This window comes from Mycobacterium sp. Aquia_216 (assembly GCF_026723865.1).
GTDB lineage: Bacteria > Actinomycetota > Actinomycetes > Mycobacteriales > Mycobacteriaceae > Mycobacterium.
Genome location: NZ_CP113529.1, coordinates 382759 through 399107 on the forward strand (window position 1 = coordinate 382759; position 16349 = coordinate 399107).

A 16349-nucleotide genomic window follows, 5' to 3' on the forward strand; every position below is an offset into this window, starting at 1 on the left:
TCGTGGTGCCGGCGGTGCTCACTGTGCGGGCGTTGCACAAATCTTTCACACTGCACACGATCGACGGGCGCGTCGTGCACTCACTGCGTGGCGTCGACCTCGATGTGTACGCCGGCGAGCATGTCGCGCTGGCCGGACCGAGCGGGGCGGGTAAATCCTCGCTCCTTCGTTGTGTCCATCGCACCTATTTGCCGGACTCAGGCTCGGTGCTGCTGCGCACCGCGGCGAACGAAGAGATCGAGCTGACCAACCTGTCGGACCGGGCGATGGCACGCGTGAGGAGCCGCGAATTCGGTTATGTGTCACAGTTTTTGAATGCTCCGCCGCGCACCAGCCCGCTGGAGTTCGTGGCGGCCGGAGCCCGGCGCCGCGGTGTTGACCGCGCCGAGGCGCGCGAGGCGGCCGCGGACGCACTGCGCCGGCTCAACCTCGACGAAGTGCTGTGGCAGGTGGACTGCTCGGTGCTGTCAGGCGGCGAGCGTCAGCGGGTGAACCTGGCCGCCGGCACGGTCCGGCCGCCGCGGCTGCTCCTGCTCGACGAGCCGGTGTCGGCGCTCGACCCCGCCAACCGGGAAGCGTCGCTCGAACTGATCGCGACGCTGACGACACGGAACGTCGCGGTGCTCGGGGTCTATCACGATCTGGATGCCATGCGGCGGTTGGCATCTCGGGTTGTGCTGATGCGCGACGGCCGCATCGTGAAAGACGGTGCGCCGACCGAGATCTTCGAAGGAGTGGCATGACGATCGAGGTGTTCGAGCGGACAGTGCGGCACTGGCCGTTGGCGACGCCGCCGGCGGACTACGTGCTCGGCCACGTCTGCGCGGTGCTGCCCGACCGCGTGATCAACGACGCGTTGGTGGCCGTACGCCACGGTGTCATCGCGGCGGTCGAACCGCACCCGCCCGGGCTGTCGGCCGATGTCGACGGTCAAGGCCTGCTGTGCATTCCCGGTTTGGTGGACACGCACAGTGACGGGCTGGAGAGCGAGCGGTTGCCGCGGCCGGGTGCGGAGCTACCGATGGAGTTCGCGCTGCTGTCATTCGAGGGCAGGCTACGGGCCGCTGGGGTGACAACCGTGTTCCACGGCGCCGGGTTCGAACACAGCATGGGCCGTCGCGCGCCGCGTACCGTCGAAGGCGCCGAGCTGTGCTGTGACGCCATCGAGGCGCGGACCGAGGGCCTGGTGGATCACCGGATCCTGTATCGGCTCGATGTCCGTTGCGCGGAAGGCCTTGTGGCGCTTAAGGAACGGCTCGCCAAGAGGGCAGGGATGCCGCTCGTCTCGCACGAGGACCACACTCCCGGGCAGGGCCAGTACGCCGAACGTACCTATTACGAGCGCTACATGATTGGCGCGCGTGGGATGACCCCCGAAGAAGCGATCCGCCACGTCGATCACCTCATTGCCGAGCGCAGCGGGCGCCTCGGCATCCGCGAAGAGGCGATGGGTTGGCTCGGCGAGCAGGCGCGGGCCGGGCGCATCCGGCTGCTCGGCCATGACCCCACGTCGCGGGCCGAGGTTGACGAATTGGTGGCCCGAGGCGGTGCGGTCGCCGAATTCCCGACCACGCTGGCCGCCGCGCAAGCGGCGCGTGACCATGGACTGCCGGTGGTGATGGGCGCGCCGAACGTGCTGCGCGGTAGCTCACATAACGGCAACGCGTCGGGCCGCGAGCTCATCGAGCGCGGTCTGGTGACCTCAATCGCCTCGGATTACCTGCCGTCGAGCCTGCTGGCCGCGGCGTTCGCCGTTGCCGACGATGCCCGGATCGGTCTGGCCGCCGCCGTCGCGTTGGTGACGTCGGGTCCGGCGGATGCCGCAGGGCTGGCCGACCGCGGCCGGCTACTGTCGGGCCTGCGGGCGGATCTGGCGCTCGTCGCACCCGGGCACTGGCCGGTCGTGCATGCGGTGCTGGTGAGCGGGACACGCGCCGAAGATCATCTCGCCACTTCGCACGACGGCCAGGACCTAGAGGAGGTGCCATGACCCTCTCCCGTGAATCGCTGGGCATGCTCATCGCTGGGCTGGCCGGCCTGCCCTACGGCCGGGAGGTGGTGGACCAGCGGGCGCATGCACTACAGACCGGGTGGTACGCCAAGCAGGCCGGCGCCGATGACGAGTTGTTGGTCGCAGCGACATTGCACGACATCGGGCGGGCCAGCGAGGTGGCTGCCCAATGGCCGGATCTTCCGCACGAGCTGTGCGGCGCCGAGTTCGCGCACGCGTACCTCGGTGAGCGTGCTGCCCGGATCATCGGTGCCCACGTGCCGGCCAAGCGCTACCTGGTCGCCACCGACCCCGGGTACCACGCTCATCTCAGCCTCGCGTCGGTCGCATCGCTCAAAGTGCAGGGCGGCGGGATGAGCGACGAAGAGGTGGCCGACTTCCGTGCGAGTCCCGTCGCCGAAGAGGCGGTCATGGTGCGGCGATGGGACGACGACGCGAAGGATCCGTACGGCCCGATGATCGCCATCGCCGAGGTGCTGGACGCCTACGATCGGCTGACCGCCTGAGCGTGACCGGACGGATCGTCCGGCACTGAGCGCGTCCCGGTCTGCGTGAATTTCTCTGGTCAGCCGCTCGTCCGGTACCCTGGGGCGGTTGCCGACGCAGGCGACTCTCCTGTCACGGAACGCCCGTGGCCGTACAGACCAGAGGAGGTGGTGAGGTTTCCATGCGTCCATACGAAATCATGGTCATTCTTGACCCCACACTTGACGAGCGCACCGTTGCTCCATCCTTGGAGACGTTCCTCAACGTTGTCCGCAAAGACGGCGGGTCCGTCGACAAGGTGGACATCTGGGGTAAGCGCCGGCTGGCCTACGAGATCGCCAAGCACGCCGAAGGCATCTACGTAGTTGTCGACCTCAAGGCGGCACCGGCCACGGTGTCCGAGCTCGACCGTCAGCTGAGCCTCAACGAGTCGGTCTTGCGCACCAAGGTGATGCGCACCGACAAGCACTGAGTCGGGTAGCGCACGCGCTCCCCGGCGTCAGCGGGTGTGCGTAGGCTCAGCGAAAACACGCTCATGACCGTTAACCGTCCCCAGGCGAGAGCCGGGATGGACCCAGGAGGAAACAGTGGCTGGTGACACCACTATCACCGTTGTCGGAAACCTGACTGCCGACCCTGAACTGCGGTTCACGCCGTCGGGTGCCGCCGTCGCGAATTTCACCGTGGCGTCGACCCCCCGGATCTTTGACCGCCAGAGTTCGGAATGGAAAGACGGTGAGGCGCTGTTCCTGCGGTGCAACATCTGGCGGGAAGCCGCCGAGAACGTCGCGGAAAGCCTGACCCGCGGGTCGCGGGTGATCGTCACCGGACGGCTCAAGCAGCGCTCGTTCGAGACCCGCGAAGGTGAGAAGCGCACCGTTTTCGAGGTCGAGGTCGATGAGATCGGGCCCTCGCTGCGGTACGCCACCGCCAAGGTGAACAAGGCAAGCCGCAGTGGCGGCGGGGGCGGCGGCTTCGGCAGCGGCGGCGGATCTCGCCAGGCGCCCGCGGCGCAGGCGAGCAGCGCACCGGCGGACGATCCGTGGGGGAGTGCTCCGGCATCGGGCTCCTTCGCCGGCGGCGACGAAGAACCGCCCTTCTGACGTGAAACGCCGTCACACCACACAAGACCAGTAGCAAACGGAAAGAAAGAAACACATGCCCAAGTCCACGAAACGGCGCCCGGCTCCGGAAAAGCCGATCAAGACACGCAAATGCGTCTTTTGCTCGAAGAAGGGCCAATCGATCGACTACAAGGACACCACGTTGCTGCGCACCTACATCAGTGAGCGCGGCAAGATCCGGGCGCGGCGCGTCACCGGAAACTGCGTGCAGCACCAGCGCGACATTGCGATCGCGGTGAAGAACGCCCGCGAGGTGGCCCTGCTGCCCTTCACTTCGTCGGCGCGATAGTCGCCGGACGCCCAACCGAAAGTACGAAAACGATGAAGCTGATTCTGACGGCCGACGTCGACCATCTCGGCGCCGTCGGCGAGACTGTCGAGGTCAAGGACGGGTACGGCCGGAACTTCCTCCTTCCGCGCGGCCTGGCGATCGTCGCCTCACGCGGCGCCCAGAAGCAGGCCGACGAGATTCGACGGGCCCGCGACACCAAGGCCGTCCGCGATCTCGGGCACGCCAACGAGATCAAGACGGCCATTGAGGCGCTCGGCCCGGTGGCGCTGCCGGTGAAGACGGCGGCCGATTCCGGGAAGCTGTTCGGCTCGGTGACCGCCGGTGATGTGGCCGCGGCAATCAAGAAGGCCGGCGGCCCGAATCTCGACAAGCGCATTATCCGGTTGCCCAAGACGCATATCAAGGCGGTCGGCACCCATTCGGTCTCGGTGCATCTGCACCCGGAGATCAATGTCGACGTTGCGCTCAACGTCGTCGCGGACAGCTAACTCAGCACCGCTTGTTCTCGTCCGGCGGCTGCCGTAAATCGGCGGCCGCCGGATTTTGTCGTGCCATCAGCGTGCCGAGAGGTTCCGCTGTGGATGGACGCCGTGGATCGGGCTGGCGAACTATTTGCGTGAGGCCGCCGACTGGGCCCCTTAACCCCCTCGTAACTCAGCGAAAATATGGCTGAAAGCCAACACGCCCGGGGCAGTAACCTGCGACGACACGCCGAAGAGATTCTTCTCCACACCGATGCACCGGTCTTGTACGACCCTTATCAGCAGGGATGCCGCAGCGCCGCGTTTTAATCCACAGGTTCTCCACACCCCACTCAACACAGGTGTCGATGGATATGCACACACGATGCACAGCCTTATGAACAGCGGCCCTTTCACGTGCTGGCCAGCAACGCTTACGGTCTTCCAGGCGCGAGGCTTTGCCGGCGCTTGGGTCTGGAGCGGCGCTGCCCCGACCGACGTTGTTAAGTGTCGGCTATCGAATGTATGTTCGCATCATGTTGCAGAGGGAGGCGAGAGCCCGTGGCGGTCGTTGACGATCTAGCGGCCGGCATGGACGCTTCGCCGCCCAGCGAGGAGTTCAGCCGTCAGCCACCGCAGGATCTGGCCGCGGAGCAGTCGGTGCTGGGCGGGATGCTGCTGAGCAAGGACGCCATCGCCGATGTGCTGGAGCGCGTGCGGCCCGGGGACTTCTATCGCCCGGCGCACCAGAACGTCTACGACGCGATCCTGGATCTGTACGGCCGGGGGGAGCCTGCCGACGCCGTGACGGTGGCCGCCGAGCTGGACCGCCGTGGGATGCTGCGCAGGATCGGCGGAGCGCCGTATTTGCACACGCTGATCTCGACGGTCCCGACCGCCGCCAACGCGGGCTACTACGCGGGCATCGTGGCCGAGAAGGCGCTGCTGCGCCGGCTTGTGGAGGCGGGAACGCGGGTCGTGCAGTACGGCTACGCCGGCGCCGAGGGTGCTGACGTTGCCGAGATCGTCGACCGCGCGCAGGCCGAGATCTACGACGTCGCCGACCGGCGGTTGTCGGAGGACTTCGTTCCGCTCGAGGATCTGCTGCAGCCGACGATGGACGAGATCGACGCCATCGCCTCCAGTGGCGGCATGTCCCGCGGTGTGCCAACCGGCTTCACCGAACTCGACGAGGTGACCAACGGGCTGCACCCGGGACAGATGATCATCGTCGCGGCCCGACCTGGAGTGGGCAAATCGACTCTGGGACTGGATTTCATGCGGTCGTGCTCGATCAAGCACCGCATGGCGAGCGTCATCTTCTCGCTGGAAATGAGCAAGTCCGAGATCGTGATGCGGTTGCTGTCGGCCGAGGCGAAGATCAAGCTCGCCGACATGCGTTCGGGCCGGATGAACGACGACGACTGGACCCGGCTGGCGCGGCGGATGAGCGAAATCAGCGAGGCGCCACTGTATATCGACGACTCACCGAACCTGACCATGATGGAGATCCGGGCCAAGGCGCGCCGGCTCAAGCAGAAGGCCGACCTGCGTCTGGTCGTGGTCGATTATCTGCAGCTGATGTCGTCGGGCAAAAAGGTCGAGTCGCGGCAGCTGGAGGTTTCCGAATTCTCGCGTCAACTCAAGTTGTTGGCCAAGGAGATCGAGGTTCCGGTGGTGGCGATCAGCCAGCTCAACCGTGGTCCCGAGCAGCGCACCGACAAGAAGCCGATGCTGTCGGACCTTCGTGAGTCGGGATCGCTGGAGCAGGACGCCGACATGGTGATCCTGCTGAACCGGCCGGATGCCTTCGAGCGCGACGACCCCCGTGGGGGAGAGGCCGATTTCATTCTGGCCAAGCACCGTAACGGCCCGACCAAGACGGTCACCGTCGCACACCAGCTGCACCTGTCGCGCTTCGCCAACATGGCGCGATAGATAGAGGGCTGGTGTAGGTTCCAGTTTTAAGTGGCGGAATTCCAAATTTCATGGCGTGAAAGTGGCGGATCCGCCACGAAGTTCGGAAACCGGTTAGTAGAGCTAAGCTTGGACGCCACGTTGGTGCGTCCCTACTCGCCCGAGCATACGAGTTACGGCATTCGCGAGATATGTTGTGCGCCAGGGATGGTGGTGGTCTATCCCCAAGCTGGTACGGCTGCAGCGACACCTCTCGAGACAGCGAAGTACATGGATAGCAGCGTGTATTCAGCCGATGGCTGGCCGATAATCAATCTCATCCATTAATAACTCAAATGGGCCGGGTCGCGAAGTGTGGCCGCGCCGAGATTCCGGCTCGATCTGACCTGTCGGCCAGGTCTTGCCGAAACGGACAGCGAGTTCGGGCGCATCATAAACACCATATCCACGGTTGGAATGGTCGACGGTCCAGGCGATGTCAATTACGGTGTGGCGAAGTCCGGACTGTGGGGATTCACTCGTGGGCTGGCTTTGGAGGGTGCGCGTCACAACATCAAAGTGAACGCGATTGCGCCATGGGCCAGAACCCCCATGACACACCAGGCGGATGCTGCGCGCGCCAAAGCTGGTCGCTCCGCTGCGCAAGGGGTCGACGAGTTCGCTAGCTTGGGGACGCGACTGAACCTCGATCCCGCACTGGTCTCACCGCTCGTCGCCTATCTGGCCCATGACTCCATAGAGGTCAGCGGACACATCTACAGCGTCGGAGCAGGCCGGGTGGCTCGATACTTCCTCCAGGTCACCGAGGGCTACTTCGACAAGCAGCTCTCGCCGGAATCGATCAGGGACAATATCGAGCAAATCGAGCGAACGACGGGCTGCTCCACTCTGGAGAGTCTCGAAGGGGAGCTCCGACTCATGATTGATGCAGTGGCGCGCAATGCAAGTTAGGTGTTCCCCACGGCGGTCTGAAGTGTTGACAATCCTTCTGCGCGAAGAATTTCGGGCCGATTAACTGAGGTTTGCGGCTCCGGCTACTCCGTAGATCTCACGACAGGTAAACATACTCGAGGAGACGGCGTTGGAATTATTCGACGCAATACGCACTACGCGGGCCATGCGCCGACTCGCTTGCTCAATTCGAGGTCCTACAAGTTACCCACGGTTTTGCGGACCGGTTCTTGGCTGGCTTCCAGTCAGCGGTGAGCATTGCCGCTGCGTCCGGGTTGGCGAAGGTCGGCAGTGACCCGTCGGCCGTTGGTACCCGGCAAGGGCCGGGACCTGTATCGGCCTCTGATCTGGATGTATTGGCATTTCCAATGAGGCGGTGGCGTATTCGGTAGCGTGGGGGTCGACGGTGGCGTGACCAGCGTGAGCCGTACCTCAGGCGATCGCTGTCCGGGTCGGCTTATGGTGACGGGGAGCTCAAAACACCGCCACCGGAGTCAGAGGGGACCCTACGGCGCGCGTAATCCTCAGGGGCGGCCCCGAGAACAGGAACTCCCAGCGCCTCTCCTCGGCACAGGCCAGCGCAAGGGATTCGAGATCGAAGATCTCCCCCACCCAAAGTCCCATGTGGACAAGGAAAATGATGTGCAGCGGCTGGTTGGTGTCGGGCGTCTCGTTCGGGCGCACCTCCATTCCCCACGTGTCGGTGGCCAGGGCCGCGATTTCGTGGTCACCCACCCACGGAACCGCGTCCAGGCCAAGCCCCGGCGCCGAGCCGCCCGCATAATCGGCCCAGGCACCGCGGCTTCGCACCTGTGCCATCTGGCCGGTGCGCACCAGCACGAAGTCGCCGCGGTGCACGGTCACTCCTTGGCGGCGTTCGCAGGCTTCTAGATCCGCAGAGGTGATCGCGTAACCGGGCTCGAGCCAGGGCACGCCGCGCGCGGCGGGGATGTCGAGCAGCACACCGCGGCCGATCATCCGGTCGCACCCACCGGTGATGTCGTTCTTCAGCGCACCCTTGCTGCTTACCTGGTCGGGGTCGTAGCCGTTGTACATCTTGCCTTCGAAGAAGATGTGCGCGAGGGCATCCCACTGTGTTCCGCTCTGCAGCGGCATGATCAGGACGTCGTCGGTGCCGCGCAGGTGTCTGTCTTGGCCGCCGTAGAAATCGCGGGTCATCGTGCCCGCCGCCACGTCCGCCCCGTCTCGAATCATTAAGTGAATCGGGTTGAACCGTCCGAGCGCGCCGCCGCCTGACTGTGGTCCGGCCTCGTCGATAGGCAGCGTCATCGACACGACCCTGCCGGTCTGGACCAATCTTGCGGCGGCGATGACGTGTTGCGGCGTGACGTAGTTGAGGGTGCCCAACTCGTCGTTCTCGCCCCACCGGCCCCAGTTGCTGTACCTGCGGCCGAGCTCTCTGACGGTGGCGATCGTGGGTGGCGTGCTCATGAGCCGCCGCTGTAGCCGAGCCGGCGTGAAAGCTGCTGGGCCGCGTCGCAGACGGCGGGTCCGATGTCCCGGACCGCCGCTGGCGTCAGCCGATCAATCGGGGCGCTCAAGGTGATGGCTCCGGTGCAGGCGCCGGATGCGTCGAAGAAGGGCGACGCGACGCCAGCGCCGCGCTGGATCCACCCGCTCTTAGAGTAGGCGTACCCGAGGCGGCGGTCTCGTTCGAGCTGCACCCGGTACTTGTCCGGTTCGGTGATGCTCGTCGGGGTGTACGCGAAAAGGCCGTCGGCGATCACCTCGTCGATCTCCTCGCGGGGCAGCGCGGACAGGATCGCGCGGCCGGCGGCGCCGGTCGTCAACGGAAACGGCTTGTTGAGTTCGATCACGTAACGGATCGGCTGGATGCAGTCGACCTTGTCCTGGAACACCACCCGGTGGTCGCGCCGACCGGCCAAGTAGGTGGTCTCGTCGAAGCGATCGGTGAGTGCGCGCAGCAAGGGCTCGGCGGCGAGCCAGAGCGAATCACGTTGTCGCACTGCGGCTGCGACCGAGAACATTTCCCGCCCCACTACGTAGGTACCGCGGTCGTCGACCTGCTCTACCCACCCAAGGCTCTCGAGCTGACGGAATATCCGGCTGACCGCGGAGCGGTCGATACCGGTGGCACGCTCCGCGTCGCGGACGCCAATGCCGCCCTCGTGACGGCCGACAAGTCCCAGCAGCGTGACCACACGGTGCGCAACGGTCGGCGACGATGCCGGCCCCTCGGCCGGCTCCGGGTCGCTGCGGATCTTTTCGCGCACGGTCACTCCCGATCGTTTGACAGCTGGGATGGTCGACACCATACTAGCTCAACAAGACACTGTCTCATTTGTGCCTTCGGGGGGTGGACGATCACGTGGAGACGACCCCCTTCGGAGCTTTCGAGTACTTCCCGACCAATCTGGAATGGTCGACGCAGATGCTGCGGCTGTTCTCGTACTGCTACGTCCGGGGCGCCGATTTCAGCGAAGTGCACGCGGTGGCGCGCGGCCTGCCGGTCGGCGACGACGCCGCATGGCAGCGGGGATTCTCGGAGCTGGCCGATCGCATCGAGGCGGCGGCGCACGCCTCGGCGGCCGGAGGGCATGACATCACCGCCCGCGACCTTTTCCTGAGAGCCACCATCTATCACCGGATCTCGGGGCAGATGGCCGACATCGCCGGTGAGACGGACGTGCCGCCGGGGCTGCTCGAGTCGGTGCGCTGTTTCCGCGAAGCCTCGGCCCGTATGAAGCCGACGTTCGCGCCGGTCGAGGTGCCTTACGAAGGCGCCACACTGCCGGGATACCTGTGCCTGAAGGACAATGTGTCGGCTCAACCGGTCCCGACCGTGATCGATTTCGGTGGCATCGACGCCTGGGCAGAGGAGCAGTATTTCAAGATCGGCTCCGCCCTCGTTGAGCGCAACTACGGGGTGCTGTTGCTCAACGGCCCCGGCCAGGGCGCCGCACGGCAGCGGGGCGTGTTCGGCCGGTACGACTTCGAGACCGCCGCGGCCGCCGCCGTGGACTACCTGCAAGCGCAGCCCGGCGTGGACCCGGAGCGCATCGCCTTGATCGGGTCTAGCCTCGGCGGTTATTACGCCGCCCGGGCAGCCGCGTTCGAACCTCGCCTCAAGGCAACCGTGATCTGGGGCGCCGCAATCGGATTCGACCCTTCCCTGATTGACGACACCGACAGCGGCCGCGCCGGCAGCAGGGTCCGCCAGGTCGAGAGGTTCCTGGGCGTCGGGGGACTCGACGCCCTCCTGGAGCACGGCAGCAAGTTCCGGCTCGGCCCGGCAGTCATGGGAAACGTGTCGGCGCCGGTCCTCATCCTGCACGGCGGCAGTGACGTGCTCGCCCCGGTGACGCACGCGCAGGCCGTGTACGACGACATCGACTACCCCGACAAGACGCTCGTGGTCTACCCCGCGGGAACGCCCGGGTGCGCCCACTGCCAGCTGGACTCGCTCGGAGTCGCCCAGCGCGACATCTGTGACTGGCTCGACGACAAACTACTTTCATGACAAGGAACGCAAAGATGGCGCGCATCAACCTCATCGACGAAAACACCATGACACGCGACCAGCGGGCAGCCTTCGACTTGCTGCCGTCCAACCTCGCGCGCGGACTGGTCAACACCGACCCACGGGTCGTCGCCGCGAAGTTCCGGCTCGCCAGTACCTACGCCGCCTCCGGTCTGGATCCGCAACTGCGAGAACTGGTCATGATGCGGGTGGCCGCGCTCTGCGACAGCGACTACGAACGGCTGCAGCACCGGCACAAGGCCATCGCGACGGGGCTGACGGACGCCGAACTGAGCGCCATCGAGGCGGGTGATCAGACACAGCTCGACCCGCGCAAGGCGACCACCCTACGCTTTGTCGACGACTGCTATTACCGCACAAAGGTTTCCGAGCCTGTGCTGGCAGCGGCGCGCAGCCAAGTCAGCGACAGCGACCTCGTCGTGATCATTCTCATCATCGGCAGCCAGATGCAGACCGCGCGGTTCGTGGAGACGCTCGAGATCGACCTCGACGAAGCGCCCGCGAACTGGGACGCACTCGACCGGCCGTCGGCGGACGACGACGTACGGGCCGCGACCCTGAAGCTCGTCGGCGCCTATCAGACCCTGCTGGCCGAGAAACGCTGGGACGAGTGGATCGATTTATGGGCCGAGGACGCTGAACTCAGTTTTCCGTTCGCTCCGCTGGGCCGCAAATCCGTCTATCGGGGCAGGGCAGAGATCTTGGGCTACATGAGCGCCGTGGGGCGAGTCGTGGTCGACTCTCTCGATACCGCCCGGCTGTTCCCGGCGCAGGAGCCGAACGTCGCGGTGGTCGAATTTACCGTCACGGGCCACGCCCCGGCTACCGGCGCACCCTACAACCAGAGCTTCGTGATCTTCTTTGAGACCAAGAAGGGCAAGATCTGGCGCTATCGCGAGTATTGGAATCCACTGGTCACCATCGACGCCGTCGGCGATCTCGAAACCTGGACGAACGGATTCGGCTCGCCCGACCCCGCACGCGATGCGTGGGGGTCCTGACATGGAACTTAACGAGTCCGCCCGGAACCTCATCGGAAAGGGCGCCGACGCCACCCTCGTCACCTTGAACCCCGACGGCAGCCCCCATGCGACCCTCGTTTGGGTCGCCCTGCAGTCGACGCCGGACGGAGACGAACTCGTCGTTGCGCACCTTTCGGACAACAAGAAGGTTCGCAACGTCCGCACCAATCCACGCGTCGCGGCAACCATCGTGTCACCCGGAAATTCCAGCCAGCCGTCCCTCTGGCTCTCGATCACCGGGACCGCCCGGATCGTCGAAGGCGGCGCGCCCGAGCTCCTCAACGAACTCGCCCATACCCTCTGCCCCGATGTGGACTTCGTCCCCGAGGGCGCCCCACCCGGATTCGTCACCCACATCCGCATCGAAAAGACCGGCGGCGTCGGTCCTTGGGGACACGGCTAACGGCCACGCCTGATGAACAGTAACTGGTCGCGGCCGTCTGGGCGATCGAACCGGTCTCAGTCCGCGAGGGAGTCCCAAAAGCCTTCTGCACCTGCGCGATACGCCAGCAGCCTCCGGTCCGCATGTGGGTCAGCGAACCATGGACCGCGCGCGTGCGAATTTTGCGACAGCGGGGTGACTCGGCAACCTCGATGAACTGGATCTTCGACCACGGCTACACAAACTCGGCACGCGCATGCCTGTGAACGGATTTAAGTCGGGACGATGAACCCGCAGCAGGGCGAACACTTAAGTGTTGCGCCGCCGTGGATGCTGCCGCAGCATTCGATACCCCGCCAGCTGAGGTTTTCATGGATATGCCTTGGGGGCAACGGTCCTCGCAGTGACAGCTCTCGTGGTAGCGACAATCGCGCTTCATCAATAGCGTACTACGACAGCGAGTTCGCGTGCGCAGGATCACTTGCGCCATCGGAGTCGCCGACCTCTGGCAAGAACACTGCGTCCGCCGACCGCGCATTGTGCACCGCGATCGACTCACTGATGACTGAAGACAACCAAGTCGCCAAAGGCGTTGTCGAGCCTCGGTCCACCGGGATCCCCAGCACGGCTACAGGCAACCGAAAGTTCATTGATGAAACCAAGGATTGGTTGAGGCGACGCGTCGTTCAGTTGTCGACATTTCACTGGTAAAATGAAGTGCATCACCCTGGCATGAAACCTACTGCCGGGCAACATGTCTGACGGCATCGACAGGTACTCGCGGAGTCGGGTAAGAAAAATACGGCGAGGCGTGAGCGCGAGCGCGAGCCGGAACGACCGATAAAGACATGCACAACCGCATCATTATAGGATCCGCCATGAAGATGAGAAAAACGCGGCCGCCATTTTGATGAGAATTCTGCAAAGCATGAGGTAGACGGACCGTCTTCCGCCACGCACATTGAGAACCTACAGCGGCGGCGCTGGGCAGGTTCCAGTTCTAAGTGGCGGATCCGCCATGAAGTTCGGAATCCGGTTAGCAGGACTAAGCTTGAACGACGCGCTGGTTTGACACGGCTCGCCCCGCGCTGCGAGGTACAGGACTCGCGAACATGTTGTGCGCTAGGGGTATTGATGGTCCATCCCCAAGCTGGGATGGCTGCAGTCACACATCTCAAGACGGCGAATCATGGATAGCGGAGGTCCTCCATGAAACAGCCCGTTCATCGTGTCGCAACGACGCCCGAATGGGTCGGTTCTTCTGCTTCGCCTCAACGACGATGGCAGCGGCCGAGCATTCGGAATTGCAAATGGAGCCGCCGCGCCCCGTCCGCGGTCGCTGATCGTGCGATTGCGGGTGTGCCTAACGTGGGCGCGCCCTGGCGACCTGGCTGGGGCTTGGGGGTACCTGGGGCGTGGCGGCCGGCGGGTTTGGTGGCGGACCGCCCGGGTGGGTGGCCGTTTACACGACGACGTCCTCTTGACGCCGTGGCTGCCGCTAGTCCAATTGGCATTGTCAGTCCAGTTTTGTCGCAGCATGATGCCCAATAGTCAACGAAACTCTTTGGAAGGCCGCTGTTGTCGCGACTCAACTATGATCAGCCATTCCCCGCGCTCGTCGTTCAGGCCGTCGGCGGCTCTACGATGTCTCTGCCCGGCGACCTAGGCGGCTCGTACGGCGTCATCTTGATCTACCGTGGGTCCTGGTGCCCATACTGCAATGCCCAGCTCTCCGCCTTCTCGCGTGCACTTGACGCACTGAGTGAACTCAACGTCAAGGTCGTCGCGTTTTCTGTCGATGATGAGGACACGTCTGCCGAGCTCGTCGCCAAGCGTAGGTTGCGCTTTCCCATCGGCCATAGCGTCGACGCCGAAAAGGTCGCCGCGGCGACAGGTGCTTACGTCAACGACGATCCGGTCTATCTGCAATCGACCGGCTTCATCCTGGCACCTGACGGAAAGGTTCGCCTCGCCGTGTACTCGAGCGGAGCCATTGGACGCTTGGTCGCCGACGACGTCGTCGGCTTCGTCCGGTATCTGACCGAGCATTCGGAAACGCGATGAGTGGCGCCGAACAGCGCCGCGGTTCGCGCCGTCAACGTTGCAGCACAACGAAAGCAAACAGGAAGGACGTTGCAGAGCAGCCCCAGCCATAGGCTTCCCGATCCTGATACGGGGGTGGTCGGGGTCTCGATTCCACTCCCGGGCGCGCGGCAGGTCTTGGATGTATTCCCGAACACCCACACAAGATCCCTGTAACCCATTCGGGTCCAACGTAATTCGACTACGAAGGCAAAAGGTCCATGTCTGACAGACCGTGTACGCGGCACGACTCTCTTTTCGGCTCGACGTCCATCGGGAATGTTGAGATGACGAACCGTATCGCCCTGGCGCCGATGACACGGGTAAGCGCTACAGCCGACGGGCTTCCCACCGAGCGGATTGGGCACTACTACCGCGCTTTCGCCGACGGTGGATTTGCCTTGTTGCTCACCGAAGGTCTTTATATCGATGACCAGACCAGCCAGGGTTATTTCTTCCAGCCTGGCATCGCAAATTCCGCTCACGCCGTGGCGTGGAGGCGCGTAGTCGAGGGTGTCCACGCCTCCGGGTCGAAGTTCTTTGCCCAACTAATGCACGCGGGCAGCCAGTCGCAAGGCAATTCGTACACCTCCACCACTTGGGGGCCCTCGGCTGTACGTCCCAAAGGCGAGCAACTGGCTATGTACCGCGGGTCGGGCCCGTTCCAGATGCCCGAAGCGATGACCGCTGAGCAGATCGGGCAGGTCCGCGCCGCGTTCGTCAACGCGGCGCGGTTAGCACGGGATGCGGGGTTCGACGGTGTTGAGATCCACGGCGCCAACGGATACTTGCTAGACGCATTTCTCACCGACTATATGAACGCCCGCACCGACCGCTACGGGGGGAACGTCGCCAACCGAATTCGGTTGGCCACCGAAGTCTGTGGTGATGTGGCGGCTGCAGTAGGCGCGGACATCGCCGTCGGTATCCGAATTTCCCAGGGAAAAGTTTCAGACAACCATTATCGGTGGGCGGGCCGCGAGGATGACGCAGCCACGATATTCACTGCGCTGGCCGCCACCGGTATCGACTACATCCATACCACCGAATACCATGCCCTGGCACCGGCTTTCGAGGGCACTGAAACGTCGCTGGCGGAGTTCGCCAAGCACTACAGCGGGCTAACGATCATCGCCAACGGCCACCTCGACGACCCTCGCGACGCAGCAACGATCATCGACTCCGGCACTGCCGATGTCATCGCCCTGGCCAAGCCCGCTCTGGCCACTCGGGATTGGCCGCACCGCGTACGAACGGGCCAACCGCTATCACCTGACCTGCCCGCTGATCTGTTCGGTCCCATAGCGAACCTAAAAGACTGGGAGGTCGCCGGACCGCCGGGCGTAATCGGCCCCCAAGATCACCAAATCAGTCACGAGGAACCCAAACATGCAGGGAAACTGCGAAATTGAGGCAGCGCTGCAACGGTAATGGCGCCGAGCTTGGGCCCACCTGTTAGTCGAATAGATCGAAGGAGCGCGTCTGTGCGAGACGACATTGTTCCGGGTGCGGTGTTCCCGGACTACGAGCTGACCGATCACAATAAAGTCCGGCGACGCCTGAGTGAACTGCAAAGAATTGACCCGATGGTCCTGTTACTCTCGCGCGGGCACTTCTGTCCCAAGGACCACCAGCAGCACCTCGAGTTGTCAGCCAACTTCTCCAAAATCGCGGTGGCGTACACGGCAATCGTCACGATTTCAACAGACAGCATCGTGGAGACCGCGGAGTTCCGCGCATCCGTTGGGGCGCAATGGACTTTCCTTTCCGACGCCGGACGTAAGATTCAAAAGGACCTCCAGATCCAGGAGTACACCGACCCCCATCACGACCCCATGGTCCCGCACACGTTCGTCCTGAAGCCCGGCTTGGTGATCCACAGAATCTATAACGGCTACTGGTTTTGGGGCCGGCCGTCGTTCGAGGACCTGCGCCGCGATCTTCGCGACGTGATGCGAGAACTTCGCCCCGACTGGGACCCTTTTGCCCCCGGGCTTCGTGAGGCCTGGGACGCCGGGGATCGGTCAAGGCACTACCCGTATTACCCGTCTGCGAATTCAGGGGGGTGAGTCATCCTGTGCGACTGACGACTTAGGGA

At 64.2% G+C, this 16349-nt stretch carries 17 protein-coding genes; 15 read left to right on the forward strand and 2 right to left on the reverse strand.

What is annotated here, in order from left to right:
- Positions 1 to 2: 2 nt before the first annotated feature.
- From OK015_RS01815 to OK015_RS01855, 9 genes are all read left to right on the forward strand, one after another.
- On the forward strand, positions 3 to 743 hold the full coding sequence (locus tag OK015_RS01815; protein WP_268128798.1) for an ATP-binding cassette domain-containing protein: 741 nt from the start codon (positions 3 to 5) through the stop codon (positions 741 to 743).
- Positions 740 to 1990: an alpha-D-ribose 1-methylphosphonate 5-triphosphate diphosphatase gene (locus OK015_RS01820; protein WP_268128799.1), complete on the forward strand. Its 1251-nt coding sequence runs from the start codon at positions 740 to 742 to the stop codon at positions 1988 to 1990. Before OK015_RS01815 ends, OK015_RS01820 begins: the two co-directional genes overlap by 4 nt.
- Positions 1987 to 2517: an HD domain-containing protein gene (locus OK015_RS01825; protein ID WP_268128800.1), complete on the forward strand. Its 531-nt coding sequence runs from the start codon at positions 1987 to 1989 to the stop codon at positions 2515 to 2517. Before OK015_RS01820 ends, OK015_RS01825 begins: the two co-directional genes overlap by 4 nt.
- Positions 2518 to 2678: 161 nt before the next feature.
- The gene (rpsF, locus tag OK015_RS01830; protein ID WP_085222192.1) at positions 2679 to 2969 is read left to right on the forward strand and encodes a 30S ribosomal protein S6; all 291 of its coding nucleotides are present in this window, start codon (positions 2679 to 2681) and stop codon (positions 2967 to 2969) included.
- Between the two features lie 115 nt (positions 2970 to 3084).
- Positions 3085 to 3600, forward strand: a complete 516-nt coding sequence (locus tag OK015_RS01835) for a single-stranded DNA-binding protein (RefSeq protein WP_268128804.1) — start codon at positions 3085 to 3087, stop codon at positions 3598 to 3600.
- 55 nt (positions 3601 to 3655) lie between these two features.
- Positions 3656 to 3910 (forward strand): 30S ribosomal protein S18, encoded by a 255-nt coding sequence (gene rpsR / locus OK015_RS01840; RefSeq protein WP_066819628.1) that lies wholly within the window; start codon positions 3656 to 3658, stop codon positions 3908 to 3910.
- A gap of 32 nt (positions 3911 to 3942) precedes the next feature.
- A complete protein-coding gene (gene rplI, locus OK015_RS01845; RefSeq protein WP_268128813.1) occupies positions 3943 to 4401 on the forward strand; it encodes a 50S ribosomal protein L9 in 459 nt (152 codons plus the stop codon).
- Positions 4402 to 4935: 534 nt separating this feature from the next.
- Entirely contained in the window at positions 4936 to 6312 is a 1377-nt protein-coding gene (dnaB, locus tag OK015_RS01850; RefSeq protein ID WP_268128814.1) for a replicative DNA helicase, read from the forward strand.
- Between the two features lie 333 nt (positions 6313 to 6645).
- The gene (locus tag OK015_RS01855; protein WP_268128816.1) at positions 6646 to 7242 is read left to right on the forward strand and encodes an SDR family NAD(P)-dependent oxidoreductase; all 597 of its coding nucleotides are present in this window, start codon (positions 6646 to 6648) and stop codon (positions 7240 to 7242) included.
- Positions 7243 to 7716: 474 nt separating this feature from the next.
- Here the strand turns inward: OK015_RS01855 and OK015_RS01860 are convergent, their stop codons facing one another.
- Positions 7717 to 8694 (reverse strand): cyclase family protein, encoded by a 978-nt coding sequence (locus OK015_RS01860; protein WP_268128817.1) that lies wholly within the window; start codon positions 8692 to 8694, stop codon positions 7717 to 7719.
- Positions 8691 to 9503 carry an IclR family transcriptional regulator gene (locus OK015_RS01865; RefSeq protein WP_268128819.1) on the reverse strand — a complete coding sequence of 271 codons (813 nt, stop codon included), beginning with the start codon at positions 9501 to 9503 and terminating at the stop codon, positions 8691 to 8693. The genes OK015_RS01860 and OK015_RS01865 overlap by 4 nt, the downstream gene beginning before the upstream one ends.
- A 77-nt stretch (positions 9504 to 9580) precedes the next feature.
- Between OK015_RS01865 and OK015_RS01870 the strand changes: the two genes are divergently transcribed.
- The 6 genes from OK015_RS01870 (at position 9581) to OK015_RS01895 (ending at position 16320) form a co-directional block, all read left to right on the forward strand.
- Positions 9581 to 10744, forward strand: a complete 1164-nt coding sequence (locus OK015_RS01870) for an alpha/beta hydrolase family protein (RefSeq protein WP_268128821.1) — start codon at positions 9581 to 9583, stop codon at positions 10742 to 10744.
- A complete protein-coding gene (locus OK015_RS01875) occupies positions 10741 to 11766 on the forward strand; it encodes a nuclear transport factor 2 family protein (protein WP_268128822.1) in 1026 nt (341 codons plus the stop codon). Before OK015_RS01870 ends, OK015_RS01875 begins: the two co-directional genes overlap by 4 nt.
- Before the next feature lies 1 nt (position 11767).
- Positions 11768 to 12190, forward strand: a complete 423-nt coding sequence (locus tag OK015_RS01880) for a PPOX class F420-dependent oxidoreductase (protein WP_268128824.1) — start codon at positions 11768 to 11770, stop codon at positions 12188 to 12190.
- A gap of 1623 nt (positions 12191 to 13813) precedes the next feature.
- Positions 13814 to 14233: a peroxiredoxin family protein gene (locus OK015_RS01885; RefSeq protein ID WP_268128826.1), complete on the forward strand. Its 420-nt coding sequence runs from the start codon at positions 13814 to 13816 to the stop codon at positions 14231 to 14233.
- 305 nt (positions 14234 to 14538) lie between these two features.
- Entirely contained in the window at positions 14539 to 15663 is a 1125-nt protein-coding gene (locus tag OK015_RS01890; protein ID WP_442791189.1) for an NADH:flavin oxidoreductase, read from the forward strand.
- A 72-nt stretch (positions 15664 to 15735) separates the two neighbouring features.
- Entirely contained in the window at positions 15736 to 16320 is a 585-nt protein-coding gene (locus OK015_RS01895) for a redoxin domain-containing protein (protein WP_268128829.1), read from the forward strand.
- Positions 16321 to 16349: the final 29 nt, after the last annotated feature.

Coding starts and splice junctions, on each gene's coding strand:
- OK015_RS01820 (WP_268128799.1), top strand. CDS start 740: ATGACGATCGAGGTGTTCGAGCGGACAGTGCGGCACTGGCCGTTGGCG.
- OK015_RS01825 (WP_268128800.1), top strand. CDS start 1,987: ATGACCCTCTCCCGTGAATCGCTGGGCATGCTCATCGCTGGGCTGGCC.
- rpsF (WP_085222192.1), top strand. CDS start 2,679: ATGCGTCCATACGAAATCATGGTCATTCTTGACCCCACACTTGACGAG.
- rpsR (WP_066819628.1), top strand. CDS start 3,656: ATGCCCAAGTCCACGAAACGGCGCCCGGCTCCGGAAAAGCCGATCAAG.
- rplI (WP_268128813.1), top strand. CDS start 3,943: ATGAAGCTGATTCTGACGGCCGACGTCGACCATCTCGGCGCCGTCGGC.
- OK015_RS01860 (WP_268128817.1), bottom strand. CDS start 8,694: ATGAGCACGCCACCCACGATCGCCACCGTCAGAGAGCTCGGCCGCAGG.
- OK015_RS01875 (WP_268128822.1), top strand. CDS start 10,741: ATGACAAGGAACGCAAAGATGGCGCGCATCAACCTCATCGACGAAAAC.
- OK015_RS01880 (WP_268128824.1), top strand. CDS start 11,768: ATGGAACTTAACGAGTCCGCCCGGAACCTCATCGGAAAGGGCGCCGAC.
- OK015_RS01885 (WP_268128826.1), top strand. CDS start 13,814: ATGTCTCTGCCCGGCGACCTAGGCGGCTCGTACGGCGTCATCTTGATC.
- OK015_RS01890 (WP_442791189.1), top strand. CDS start 14,539: ATGACGAACCGTATCGCCCTGGCGCCGATGACACGGGTAAGCGCTACA.